Here is an 11,867-nt window from a genome sequence, read left to right as displayed (position 1 = left end):
CCCTTTTCTCCCCTCCCCCCCCCCCTCCTCCCCCCCCCCCCCCCCTCCCCCCCACCCCCCCCCCCCCCCCCCCCCCCCCCCCCACCCCACCCCCTAGGCAGACATCCGGTGGAACGGGCCTAGCCGCGCTTGGCCTGGGTCTTCTGCTGCATGCCGCGCGTCTTCGCGGCGGTGCTGTGGACGTCCCGGACCGCGGCCTTGGCGCGGGCCTCCGCCGCCGTGTTCTTCGCCAGCGCGCGCTCGGAGTCCTGGTGGCTGTGGTGCCCGGTGCGGGCCTTCTTGGCCATGATCGTTCCTCCTCGGACGGGACGGCCGACGCGTTCCACTGTGCGCCCGTTCGAAGCGGTCGGCATCCCGGGGAGCGCTGCGGCCACAATGGGGCGCATGACCAGCGACAGTGAGATGACCCCCGACATGCCCGACTGGGAGAAGCGGTTCCGGGCACCGCGCGTCGGGCTCCCCGACTGGGCCGAGGACGCCCCGGACCGTTCGCTCTTCGTATCCAACGCGACCGGAACCTACGAGATCTACGCGTGGGACCGCGCCACCGGCGAGCAGCGGCAGGCCACGGACCGCCCCAACGGCACCACCGACGGAACCCTCTCCCCCGACGGCGAGTGGATCTGGTGGTTCTCCGACACCGACGGCGACGAGTTCGGCACCTGGGTGCGCCAGCCCTTCGCGGGCGGCGCCGACGAACCGGCCACCCCGGGCCTGGAGCCCTCGTACCCCGCCGGGCTGGCCATCGGGCGGGACGGGACGGCCGTCGTGGGGCGCTCCACCGACGAGGACGGCTCGACCGTCCACGTGGTCCGGCCGGACGGCTCCGGGCCCACCGTGATCTACCGGCACCGGGAGTCGGCCGGCGTCGGCGACCTGTCCCGCGACGGAACGCTGGTGGCCGTCGAGCACACCGAGCACGGCGACGCGATGCACTCCGCCCTGCGCGTCCTGACCCTGGACGGGACCACCGTCGCCGAGCTGGACGACTCGCGGGGCGGGTCCGAGGAGCTGGGCCTGGAGGTCCTCGGTTTCGCGCCGGTCGTGGGCGACACCCGGCTGCTCGTCGGCCACCAGCGGCGTGGCCGCTGGGAGCCGATGGTGTGGAACGTGGCCACCGGCGCCGAGCAGGAGCTCGCGATCGACCTGCCGGGCGACGTCAGCGCCGAGTGGTACCCGGACGGGTCCGCGCTGCTGGTCGCGCACAGCTTCGAGGCGCGCAGCGAGCTGTGGCGCTACGACCTGGCCGCACGGGAGCTCGTCCGCGTGGACACGCCCGCGGGGTCGGTGTCGGGGGCCACCGCGCGGCCCGACGGGACGGTGGAGTACCTGTGGTCCTCGGCCGCCGAGCCCTCGGCGGTACGGTCCACCGCGGGCGGGATCGTCCTGGACCCGCCCGGTTTCCGGGCGCCCGGCTCGGTGCCGGTCCAGGACGTGTGGGTGGAGGGCCCGGGCGGACGGATCCACGCGCTCGCGCAGCGGCCGGCGGGACACGGCGAGGGTCCCTTCCCGACGATCTTCGAGATCCACGGCGGGCCGACCTGGCACGACAGCGACTCCTTCGCATCGGCCCCGGCGGCCTGGCTGGACCACGGCTTCGCCGTGGTGCGGGTCAACTACCGCGGCTCGACGGGTTACGGCCGCGAGTGGACCGACGCCCTCAAGCACCGGGTCGGGCTGATCGAGCTTGAGGACATCGCGGCGGTCCGGGAGTGGGCGGTCTCCTCCGGCCTCGCGGACCCGGCTCGCATGGTGCTGTCGGGCGGTTCCTGGGGCGGGTACCTGACGCTGCTGGGCCTGGGCACGCAGCCCGACGCCTGGGCCGTGGGCCTGGCCGCCGTACCGGTCGCGGACTACGTGACGGCGTACCACGACGAGATGGAGGCGCTGAAGGCGCTGGACCGCACCCTCTTCGGCGGTACCCCGGAGGAGGTCCCGGACCGCTTCGAGGCGTCCTCGCCGCTGACGTACGTGGACGCCGTGAAGGCGCCGGTCCACATCGCGGCCGGCGTGAACGACCCGCGCTGCCCGATCCGCCAGATCGACAACTACGTGGACCGGCTCGCCGCGCGCGGGGCCGTGCACGAGGTGTACCGGTACGACGCCGGGCACGGTTCGCTGGTGGTGGAGGAGCGGATCAAGCAGGTCCGGATGGAGCTGGAGTTCGCACTGAAGCACCTGCCGCACTGACCCTGCGGGAGGGCGACCGGTGCACCCCCCGTACGGTGGTGGGGTGCACCGGTTTCTCCTGACCCCGCGCTGGTGGGGGATCAACGTCTTCGTCGCGCTCGCCGTGCCCTTCTGCCTGTTCATGGGGTCCTGGCAGCTCGGCCGGTTCGAGGACCGTGTCGACAGCCACCGGGAAGCGAGTGCGGAGCGGCCCGCGGACCAGGTGGCCGCGCCCCTGGAGTCGCTGCTTCCGGTGGACAAGACGACCTCCGGGCGGCTGGCCTCCACGGCCGGTGAGTACGGCGACCAGCTGCTGGTGCCCGAGCGACGGCTGGACGGCCGGTCCGGGTTCTACGTGCTGACGCTGCTGAGGACCGACTCCGGCAAAAGCGTCCCGGTGGTCCGGGGCTGGCTGCCGGGAGTGGCGGATCCCGCGAAGGCGCCGGCCCCGCCGGCTGGCCGGGTCGAAGTCAGCGGGGCCCTGCAGGCCGCGGAGAACGCCGGCACGAAGGGGGTCCACTCCCAGGGCGGGCTGCCGGCCGGGCAGCTCGGGGTGATCAGCGCGGCCTCGCTGGTCAACATCGTCCCGTACGACCTGTACGACGCCTGGCTGACCGTGCAGACCCCGTCGGAGGGGATGATTCCGGTGCCCGCGCAGGCGCCGACCAACACCGGCCTCGACCTGAAGGCCTTCCAGAACCTCGGCTACACCGGCGAGTGGTTCGTCTTCGCCGCCTTCGTGCTCTTCATGTGGTTCCGGCTCTACCGTCGCGAGGTGGAGACCATCCGCGACGCCGAGGCGGGCCTGCTGGAGCCCGCCGCGCGGTAGCCCGGCCGCCCGGGACGCCACGTAGGAGCCCCGGGGACCCCGGGACCCCCCGGGACCCTCCCTGCGGAACTCCCTGGGACGGCCCTCAGGACAGCGGGATCGCGCCCGTCCGGTAGACCGTTCCGCCGCAGGCCTCGGGGATCGTCGTCCGCGTGGTCGTGGCCCCCGACTGCGGGGTGTGCGAGACGGCCACGCCGGCCGGGGCCGGGGACGCGCCCGCCTGCGGTTCGACGGCCGGTCCGTCCCCCGTACCGCCCGCGCCACCCGCCGGGTCGGTCTGCGGGGACTTCCCGCCCGCGTCCGGGTTCGCCGGTGCGCAGGTCTCCCCCGACGGCACAAACGCGAAGCGGACCTCGTACGCCGTGTTCGGCGGGAGCACCAGCGCCGGAGCCGCCGCCGCCGGGTCGGGCAGCAGCCCGCTCGCCGGATCACCCGCCGTGTGGCCGACCACGGCGACCCCGGCGCCCGAGCCCGCCCCGGTACCGGGCACCGCGGCCGCCGTCAGGGTGTCCTGGCCGTTGACGGCGCAGCCCTGCGCCGAGACGTTGGTGACCCGGAAGCTGCCGTACACCCTGCCGTCGGTCTCCGGGGGCCGGGCCGAGCCCACCACCCCGAGCTGGTCCGCGCCGCACCCGGGCACTCCTGGCGCCGCCACCGGCGGCAGCGGGCCCGAGCCCGCCACCGAGCTGCCGGGACCGGCCGGTCCGGCGGAGGTCCCGGCGCCCGACGGACCTGCCGTCAGACCGTCCGCCGAGGGGCCCGCCGTGGCGTTCGGCTGCCCGGTGACCCCGCCCACGGACGGGACCTCGCCGAAGGAGTGGGGCGGCCTCGGCTGGGACCCGAAGCCGTTCTGGTGCGGGTCGGAAGCCTGTGCGTCCGGCTTCTCGCCGGTGGCCTCGCCGTGCCCGGCCATCGCCGGGTGGTCCGTGGCCGCGCCCTCGGCCGCGGACAGGTGCAGTGCGGCCGGGATCGCCGTCCCGGCGAGCAGCACGGCCGCGGCGGCGCCGACCAAGGCGGCCCGGCGGTTGCGGGTCCGGCGCGCGGGGACGGCGTCGCGTAGTCGCTCCAGCGCGTCCTCGGAGGGCTGCAGGCCTTCGACGGCCCCGCGCAGGAGGATGCGCAGCTCTTCTTCCCCGTTCGCCCCGCCCGGCGGAGTGTGGTCGTCCATCATGACTGCGCAGCCTCCATCGCCACCCGCAGCGCGGCAATGCCCCGCGATCCGTACGCCTTCACCGAGCCGAGCGATATTCCGAGCGTCCCGGCGACCTGGGCCTCCGTCATGTCCGCGAAGTAGCGCAGCACCAGCACCTCGCGCTGGCGGCGCTGCAGTCCACGCATCGCCTTGATCAGATCGTCCCGCTCCAGCTGGTCGTACGCGCCTTCTTCGGCGCTCGCCATGTCCGGCATCGGCTTCGAGAGGAGCTTGAGGCCGAGGATGCGGCGGCGCAGGGCGGACCGCGAGAGGTTCACGACGGTCTGGCGCAGGTACGCCAGGGTCTTCTCCCGGTCGCGGACCCGGTTCCGGGCGGAGTGCACCCGGATGAAGGCCTCCTGGACCACGTCCTCGCAGGAGGCGGTGTCGTCGAGGAGCAGCGCGGCCAGGCCCAGGAGCGAGCGGTAGTGCGCCTGGTAGGTCGCGGTGAGGTGGTCGACGGTGGTGCCGGCCACCACCTCGGCCGTCCCGGCCGTCCCGGCCGTCCCGGCCGCCTCGCTCTTGCTGCTCCCGTCCGTCTCAGCGCTGTCGCGCGGCGCGGGCACGAGGCCGCCCCGGATCGGTACGGCGGTCCTCACGGGCGCCGCCGAGGGCCCCGCCGGCGGGACGGGCACGATCACGGGAATACCGCCGCCGGGCACGCGGAGACCCCGGCGCGACGGGATGATCCCGATCTGCGCCGGCCGGACGGCCGGTTCGAGCAGTGTGTCTGCCACGCCGGTTGGACACGCGTCCCCCCATCAGGGTTGTACGCGCCAGGCAGCCTCACCAGCAAAATCCCTATTGCCCTCATGCGTACCCGCTCTTCCCGATTGCCCCGTCTTTATCGAGACGGCAGTCGGGCCATCACCTTGATCAAGGGATCAGCACCGATCCTACAAAGCGAATTACGCAAATTCACCTGCGATCAGTTCCGCGATCTGTGTGGCATTCAACGCTGCGCCCTTACGGAGATTGTCAGCGCACACGAAGAACTCCAGGGCGTGACGGTCGTCGAGCGAGACCCGCACCCGCCCCACCCAGGCAGGATCCGTCCCGGCTGCGTCCACGGGAGTGGGGAACTCCCCGGCCGCCGGGTCGTCCACGAGCACCACGCCGGGCGCTGCTTCCAGGATCTCCCGGGCGTGCACGGCGTCCACCTCGCGCTCGAACCGGGCCCGCACGGTCAGCGAATGCCCGGTCAGCACCGGTACCTGGACGCAGGTCACCGACACCGGGAGCTGCTCCAGCTGCAGGATCCGGCGCGTCTCCCCGCGTACCGCCAGCTCGTGCGAGGACCAGCCGTCCGCGCGCAGCTCGCCGGACCAGGGCACGACATTGAGGGCGAGCGGGGCCGCGAAGGGGCCGGTGTCCTCGCCGACGGCCCGGCGCACATCCCCGGGCTGCTCGCCCAGGGAGGTCCCGGCGACCAGCGACTGCTGGCGGCGCAGCGCCTCGGAACCGGCCCGGCCGGCGGCGCTCGCGGCCTGGTACGAGGAGACGGCCAGGTCGCAGAGGGAGTACTCGGAATGCAGCGCGCCCAGGGCCGCGATCATGGTGGCGGTCACACAGTCCGGGCCGGCGACGATCCCGCGCGGCCGGATCCGTACCGCGTGCCCGTTGACCTCGGGCACGACCAGCGGGACCTCGGGGTCCTCCCGGAAGGCGGCGGACAGGTCGATGACGACCGAGCCGCGCGCGGTGACCACGGGGGCCCACCGGGCCGAGACGTCGGCCGGGGTGAGGAAGAGGGCGACGTCGCCCGGCCCGAGGCCGTCGAAGGCGTCCTCGGTGAGGGCGATCACCTCGGCCTCCTCCGCACGGACGGCCAGCATGCGGCCGGCCGAGCGCGCGGAGGCGATCAGGCGGATCTCACCCCAGACGTCCGCCCGCTGGGACAGCATCTGGAGCAGGACCGAACCGACTGCTCCGGTCGCCCCGACCACGGCGAGTGCCGGGCCGGAGGACCGGGTGCGGGTCATCGTCCGGTGCCGCCGTAGACGACGGCTTCGGCACTGTCGGAGTCGAGGCCGAAGGCCGTGTGCACGGCGCGGACGGCCTCGTTGACGTCGTCCTGGCGGGTGACGACCGAGATGCGGATCTCGGAGGTCGAGATCAGCTCGATGTTCACGCCCGCGTCGGACAGCGCCTGGAAGAACGAGGCGGTGACGCCCGGGTTCGTCTTCATGCCCGCGCCGACCAGGGAGATCTTGCCGATCTGGTCGTCGTAGCGCAGGGAGTCGAAGCCGATCGCGCCCTTCGCCTTCTCCAGGGCCTCGATGGCCTTGTGGCCCTCGGTCTTGGGGAGCGTGAAGGAGATGTCCGTGAGGCCCGTGGAGGCCGCGGAGACGTTCTGCACGATCATGTCGATGTTGATCTCGGCGTCCGCGATGGCGCGGAAGATCGCCGCGGCCTCGCCCGGCTTGTCCGGGACGCCGACGACCGTGATCTTGGCTTCGGAGACGTCGTGCGCGACTCCGGAGATGATGGCGTGCTCCACCTGCGCGTCCCCTTGCGGATTCTCGTTGCTGACCCAGGTGCCCGGCAGTCCGGAGAAGGACGAGCGGACGTGGATCGGGATGTTGTAGCGGCGCGCGTACTCGACGCAGCGGTGCAGCAGCACCTTGGAACCGGAGGCCGCGAGCTCCAGCATGTCCTCGGAGGAGATCCAGTCGATCTTCTTCGCCTTCTTCACGACGCGGGGGTCCGCGGTGAAGACGCCGTCGACGTCGGTGTAGATCTCGCACACCTCGGCGTCCAGCGCCGCGGCGAGCGCGACGGCGGTGGTGTCCGAGCCGCCCCGGCCGAGGGTGGTGATGTCCTTGGAGTCCGCGGACACCCCCTGGAAGCCCGCGACGATGGCGATGTTGCCCTCGTCCAGCGCGGTGCGGATGCGGCCCGGCGTGACATCGATGATGCGCGCTTTGTTGTGGACCGAGTCTGTGATCACGCCTGCCTGGCTACCGGTGAACGACTGGGCCTCGTGGCCCAGGTTTTTGATCGCCATGGCCAGCAGGGCCATGGAGATCCGCTCCCCGGCGGTCAGCAGCATGTCGAATTCCCGCCCGGCAGGCATCGGCGACACCTGCTCGGCGAGATCGATCAGCTCGTCCGTCGTGTCGCCCATCGCGGAAACCACGACGACCACCTGGTGGCCGTCCTTCTTGGCATCCACGATCCGCTTGGCGACGCGCTTGATGCCCTCGGCATCGGCTACGGAGGAGCCTCCGTACTTCTGCACGACAAGGCCCACGTGCGCTCCTCGCTCAGTCCGTCTCATTGCTGGTGCAGTGTAACGAGCGACCGGGATCCGACCGCCTCGTGCCACATCATGAGACAAGAAGATCAGAGAATGAGTTCCCGGTTCGGCCGCCGCGTTCGCTCAGGTGCGGCCGAGGCCGCCCAGCTCCTCGGCCATCACCTGTCCGGCCTGTTCCGCGAGGTCGTCCTCGGCCAGGTCCTCGTCCGTGTCCAGGCCGTCCAGCGCCGCCAGCGGCTGGTCCAGGCGTACGTGGGCGATCAGCGACTGGAGGGCACGCAGGGTGGCCGAGGCCGTCGGACCCCAGTTGGTGAAGTACGAGAACTGCCACCACCACAGCGCCTCCGTGATACGGCCCGACTGGTGGTGGATGAGCCCGTGCCGCAGGTCTGCGACCACGTCCGCCAGGTCGTCGGAGATCCGGTGGGCCACCGGGGCCTTGCGGGGCTCGTACGGGTCGAAGACCTCGGAGTAGACGTCGACCGGCTCCAGCATGATCGCGAACCGCTCGCGCAGGACGTCCACGTCCGGCTCCGGGCCGAGATCGGGCTCGTAGCGCTCGTCCGGCAGCACGTCCTGGTACGCGCCCAGCCGCCCGCCCGCCAGCAGCAGCTGGGACACCTCCAGGAGGAGGAAGGGCACCGCACTGTCCGGGTCCTCGCCCTTGGCCACTTCGGTGACCGCAACGATGAACGACTCGATCTGGTCCGCGATCGAGGCGGCGAAGTCGTCCGGATCCTGGCCGAGGGCGTGCAGCGTTGCGTCAGACATCGAGAAGTCGCCTTCCTTCAAAGGCCCGCCCGAGCGTGACCTCGTCCGCATACTCCAGATCTCCCCCGACGGGGAGCCCGCTGGCCAGGCGGGTGACCTTCAGGCCCATGGGCTTGATCATGCGGGCGAGGTAGGTGGCGGTCGCCTCGCCCTCCAGGTTCGGGTCGGTGGCCAGGATCAGCTCGGTCACCTCGCCGTCCGCCAGGCGCGCCAGCAGCTCGCGGATGCGCAGGTCGTCCGGGCCGACGCCCTCGATCGGGCTGATCGCGCCGCCGAGGACGTGGTACTTCCCCCGGAACTCGCGCGTCCGCTCAATCGCGACGACGTCCTTCGGCTCCTCGACGACACAGATGACCGTGGTGTCCCGGCGCGGGTCGCGGCAGATGCCGCACCGCTCCTCCTGGGCCACGTTCCCGCACACCGCGCAGAACCGGACCTTGTCCTTGACCTCAAGCAGCGCGTGCGCGAGGCGGCGGACGTCGGTGGGCTCGGCCTGCAGGATGTGGAAGGCGATCCGCTGCGCGCTCTTGGGCCCGACGCCGGGCAGCCTGCCCAGTTCGTCGATCAGGTCCTGAACCACGCCTTCGTACAACGGACTGCCTTCTTTCGTCGGGTAGGGGGAGGAGGGCTAGAACGGGAGGCCGGGGATACCGCTGCCGCCGCCCAGACCCTGGGCCAGGGGGCCCAGCTTCTGCTGCTGGAGCGCCTGCGCATTCTCGTTGGCCGCCTGCACCGCGGCGACCACCAGGTCGGCGAGCGTCTCCGTGTCCTCGGGGTCCACGGCCTTCGGGGCGATCACCAGCGCACGCAGCTCACCGGATCCGGTGACGGTCGCCCTCACCAGACCGCCGCCGGCCTGGCCCTCGACCTCGGTCCGTGCGAGCTCCTCCTGCGCGGCCGCGAGATCCTGCTGCATCTTCTGGGCCTGCTGGAGCAGCTGCTGCATGTTGGGCTGGCCACCACCGGGAATCACAGGGCACTCACTCCATACGTCGTACGTCGAGACCTTCGGAACGCTGGTCAATCCGAGCCTACGTGCTCCCCGGGCGCCGCGCCCTACGCCGTGAGGACCAACTCTTTCGAGTGAGAGACGAGGCGTGCGCGTACCTGCTGGAGACCTCCTTGCGGGCGGAAATCCCGGGAATCGTCGCCCATCGCCCGTCATTCGAAGGTAGGAAGAGCATGCGCATCATTGCGCACACGCGCACCACCACACGTCAGCGCAGGCAGAGGGAGTGCCGGGTGAGCCAGCCGGAGATGCAGCCCGAGGGGCCACCCCGGGATCCCCGGGAGGAAGGCGGCGGACCGATGGCGGCGGGCGATCTGACCGGCCGGCCGTTCCCCCTCGGGGACTGGGGCGAGCCCGCCGAGCGGCTCGACGAGCTCTACCGGCGGGTCGAGGCCGACGCGCTGCGCACCGCCGAGTGGTATCTGTCCGACCGGGCGTGGAAGCGGCGTGGTGCGCGCGTGCTGCGCGCCGGAGCGGCCGTGGGCGCCGTCACGGGTGCCTCGATGCCGCTGCTGGAGCTGACGGGCTCGATCCCGGGCGCCTCCACGTACGGCTACCTCGCGCTGCTGCTGGGCGCGGCCGCGCTGGCCTGCGACCGGTTCTTCGGGCTGACGTCCGGGTGGATGCGGGACGTGGCCACGGCCCAGGCCGTGCAGCGCCGGCTCCAGACCCTCCAGTTCGACTGGGCCTCGGAGAACGTGCGCGAGGTGCTCGGCCCCACCGAGGGCACGGCCAGCGAGGCCGCGGAGCGGTGCCTGACCGTGCTGCGCCGCTTCTCGGAGGACATCACCGAGCTGGTGCGCTCGGAGACGGCGGACTGGATGGTGGAGTTCCGGGCCGGGCCCGCGCCGCTGGTGATGCAGTCGCTGGGGGCCTCCGGGGGGCGCCCGGACGCGAACATCCCGCCCGCCCGCTTCCCGATGCCGCCGGGCACCAGACCGAACATGCCCCGGCAGCGGCCGCCGGAGCAGCCGCGCTGAGGGATGGGCGGGGCTCGCGGAAGGCGGGCGGGGCTCGTGGGAGACGGGCGGGGCCGGGGTTCCGCGCAGCGGACCCGTACCCCGCCCACCGGCCCCGCTCAGCTGAAGATGATCATCGACCCCTGGCCGAGGCTCCGCGTCGCGGCCGCGTGCAGTCCCAGCCACACGTGCCGCTCACGGGCGAAGGGGCTGTCGTCGTACGGAACCGGCCCCGCCGGCTCCTCCAGCAGCGTCGGCCGCCCCGGCGGCGCCGGTGCGGCAGGCGGGTTCCCCGGGTCTATCCCGATCGCGGGGGCCACGAACAGCAGCTCCCGCAGCAGCCCCTGCACGGACCCCAGCGGCCCGCCCCCGGCCAGCAGCTCCTCGTTCGCCAGCGGAGCCGCGAAGTCCACCGGGACATAGGCCCCGGCGTGGTCGTAGTGCCACACCAGGTGCGACTGCTGAGCCGTGGGCTCGAACATCTCCAGCAGCTGCTCGTAGTCCCCGCCCAGCTCGTCCACCGGGGTCACGGGCAGCCCGCAGAGCTGGAGCATGTACGCCCGCCGCAGGAAATGCAGGGCGTCGTAGTCGAAGCCGGCGACCGGGGCGACGTCCCCGCTCAGGCCCGGCATGTACGCGAACACGGGCACGGACGGCAGTCCGGCCGCGCCCAGCGCCCTGTCGTACGAGGCGATCTCTTCCGCGAAGGGGTTGTCGGGGCTGTGGCACAGCACGTCGACAAGGGGGACCAGCCACAGGTCACAGGCCACTCGGCCTCCGATCAGTCGTTGTCGCCGATCCGGCCAGCGTAGTGGGCCGGACACCCTCCGCGAAGGGGTGCGCAGAACCTGGGCACCCCCTGAGGCCTCAGAGGCGGGCGGCCCAGGCCAGGGCGTGCTCGTTGTATCCGCGGACGATGCCGCGCACCGCGTCGGCGTCGGCCAGCGTCACCGCGTCCACCAGCTCGCTGTGACCGTCCCACAGCGCCGCCCGCAGCTGCGGCTCGCGCTGGAGGTGGGGGACGGCGAAGACCCAGCACTGCACGCGGATGCGGTGCAGGAACTCGGAGATGTAGGTGTTGGCGACCAGCCCGCTCAGCTCCCGCCAGAAGCGCAGGTCGTAGCCGATCAGCACTTCGAGCGAACCGCTCTGCGCGGCCCGCCGGGCCTCCTCGCCCCGGCGGCGCACCGAGACCAGCAGCTCGCCGGAGCCGGAGGCGGTGCCGCGCTCGGCGAGGCGGCGGAAGATCCCGTCCACGACGAGCGAGCGGGCCTCGATCATGCCCCGGAAGTCGTCCACGGAGAAGATCCGCACGCGGAAGCCGCGGTGCTGGACGAGTTCGAGCAGCCCTTGGGCCGAGAGGTCCACGAGCGCCTCGCGCACCGGGGTCGCGGAGACCTCGTACTGCTCGGCGATCTGCTTGACGGTGAACTCGGTCCCCGGAGGCAGGCGTCCCGCGAGCACCTCGTCACGCAGCGCGTCCGCGATCTGCTGGCGAAGTGTGTTGCGGGTGACAGCTCCGCTGCCTGGCATAGGGGTCCGTCTCCTGTCGTAGAGCTTCGGGACACCATAGGCCAGACAGAGCGGCTGAAAACCGATCGGTAGCCAACCGATATCCGACATCCGCACCCGGTGTCCGGGCGCGGATGTCGTCACGGTTGTCGTCACGATTGTCGTCA

The 11,867-nt window shown here is 72.3% G+C and carries 13 protein-coding genes; 3 read left to right on the top strand and 10 right to left on the bottom strand.

Annotated elements, in window-relative coordinates; translation table 11 throughout:
- Window positions 1–119: 119 nt before the first annotated feature.
- Window positions 120–287 (bottom strand): hypothetical protein, encoded by a 168-nt coding sequence (locus ACZ4YL_RS40355; protein WP_468123405.1) that lies wholly within the window; start codon window positions 285–287, stop codon window positions 120–122.
- 97 nt (window positions 288–384) lie between these two features.
- Between ACZ4YL_RS40355 and ACZ4YL_RS40350 the strand changes: the two genes are divergently transcribed.
- A complete protein-coding gene (locus tag ACZ4YL_RS40350; RefSeq protein ID WP_468123403.1) occupies window positions 385–2,190 on the top strand; it encodes a S9 family peptidase in 1,806 nt (601 codons plus the stop codon).
- 43 nt (window positions 2,191–2,233) lie between these two features.
- A complete protein-coding gene (locus ACZ4YL_RS40345) occupies window positions 2,234–2,998 on the top strand; it encodes an SURF1 family protein (RefSeq protein ID WP_468123401.1) in 765 nt (254 codons plus the stop codon).
- An 85-nt stretch (window positions 2,999–3,083) separates the two neighbouring features.
- On the opposite strand, the gene ACZ4YL_RS40340 is transcribed toward ACZ4YL_RS40345, so the two are convergent.
- The 7 genes from ACZ4YL_RS40340 to ACZ4YL_RS40310 form a co-directional block, all read right to left on the bottom strand.
- A complete protein-coding gene (locus ACZ4YL_RS40340; protein ID WP_468123399.1) occupies window positions 3,084–4,169 on the bottom strand; it encodes a hypothetical protein in 1,086 nt (361 codons plus the stop codon).
- On the bottom strand, window positions 4,166–4,927 hold the full coding sequence (locus tag ACZ4YL_RS40335) for a SigE family RNA polymerase sigma factor (RefSeq protein WP_468123398.1): 762 nt from the start codon (window positions 4,925–4,927) through the stop codon (window positions 4,166–4,168). The genes ACZ4YL_RS40340 and ACZ4YL_RS40335 overlap by 4 nt, the downstream gene beginning before the upstream one ends.
- A 171-nt stretch (window positions 4,928–5,098) precedes the next feature.
- A complete protein-coding gene (locus ACZ4YL_RS40330; protein WP_468123396.1) occupies window positions 5,099–6,172 on the bottom strand; it encodes an aspartate-semialdehyde dehydrogenase in 1,074 nt (357 codons plus the stop codon).
- A complete protein-coding gene (locus ACZ4YL_RS40325; protein ID WP_468123395.1) occupies window positions 6,169–7,443 on the bottom strand; it encodes an aspartate kinase in 1,275 nt (424 codons plus the stop codon). Before ACZ4YL_RS40325 ends, ACZ4YL_RS40330 begins: the two co-directional genes overlap by 4 nt.
- 129 nt (window positions 7,444–7,572) lie before the next feature.
- A complete protein-coding gene (locus ACZ4YL_RS40320; RefSeq protein WP_468123393.1) occupies window positions 7,573–8,220 on the bottom strand; it encodes a DUF5063 domain-containing protein in 648 nt (215 codons plus the stop codon).
- On the bottom strand, window positions 8,213–8,812 hold the full coding sequence (gene recR, locus ACZ4YL_RS40315) for a recombination mediator RecR (RefSeq protein ID WP_030010802.1): 600 nt from the start codon (window positions 8,810–8,812) through the stop codon (window positions 8,213–8,215). The genes ACZ4YL_RS40320 and recR overlap by 8 nt, the downstream gene beginning before the upstream one ends.
- 36 nt (window positions 8,813–8,848) lie before the next feature.
- A complete protein-coding gene (locus ACZ4YL_RS40310) occupies window positions 8,849–9,193 on the bottom strand; it encodes a YbaB/EbfC family nucleoid-associated protein (protein WP_468123411.1) in 345 nt (114 codons plus the stop codon).
- A 269-nt stretch (window positions 9,194–9,462) separates the two neighbouring features.
- Between ACZ4YL_RS40310 and ACZ4YL_RS40305 the strand changes: the two genes are divergently transcribed.
- On the top strand, window positions 9,463–10,209 hold the full coding sequence (locus ACZ4YL_RS40305; RefSeq protein ID WP_468123391.1) for an SLATT domain-containing protein: 747 nt from the start codon (window positions 9,463–9,465) through the stop codon (window positions 10,207–10,209).
- A 98-nt stretch (window positions 10,210–10,307) separates the two neighbouring features.
- Here ACZ4YL_RS40305 and ACZ4YL_RS40300 read toward each other — a convergent pair whose 3' ends face one another.
- Entirely contained in the window at window positions 10,308–10,958 is a 651-nt protein-coding gene (locus ACZ4YL_RS40300) for a hypothetical protein (protein ID WP_468123389.1), read from the bottom strand.
- 97 nt (window positions 10,959–11,055) lie between these two features.
- The gene (locus ACZ4YL_RS40295) at window positions 11,056–11,721 is read right to left on the bottom strand and encodes a GntR family transcriptional regulator (protein ID WP_468123388.1); all 666 of its coding nucleotides are present in this window, start codon (window positions 11,719–11,721) and stop codon (window positions 11,056–11,058) included.
- Between the last annotated feature and the right edge of the window lie 146 nt (window positions 11,722–11,867).

Source organism: Streptomyces sp. NPDC030021 (assembly GCF_055574035.1).
Note: the sequence above shows the minus strand (reverse complement) of the source record. Positions and strands in the feature narration are given on the sequence as shown.

What these genes read in the sequence shown, in the direction of transcription:
- ACZ4YL_RS40340 (WP_468123399.1), bottom strand. Translation starts at nt 4,169, where the DNA reads ATGATGGACGACCACACTCCGCCGGGCGGGGCGAACGGGGAAGAAGAG.
- ACZ4YL_RS40355 (WP_468123405.1), bottom strand. Translation starts at nt 287, where the DNA reads ATGGCCAAGAAGGCCCGCACCGGGCACCACAGCCACCAGGACTCCGAG.
- ACZ4YL_RS40295 (WP_468123388.1), bottom strand. Translation starts at nt 11,721, where the DNA reads ATGCCAGGCAGCGGAGCTGTCACCCGCAACACACTTCGCCAGCAGATC.
- ACZ4YL_RS40350 (WP_468123403.1), top strand. Translation starts at nt 385, where the DNA reads ATGACCAGCGACAGTGAGATGACCCCCGACATGCCCGACTGGGAGAAG.
- ACZ4YL_RS40330 (WP_468123396.1), bottom strand. Translation starts at nt 6,172, where the DNA reads ATGACCCGCACCCGGTCCTCCGGCCCGGCACTCGCCGTGGTCGGGGCG.
- ACZ4YL_RS40320 (WP_468123393.1), bottom strand. Translation starts at nt 8,220, where the DNA reads ATGTCTGACGCAACGCTGCACGCCCTCGGCCAGGATCCGGACGACTTC.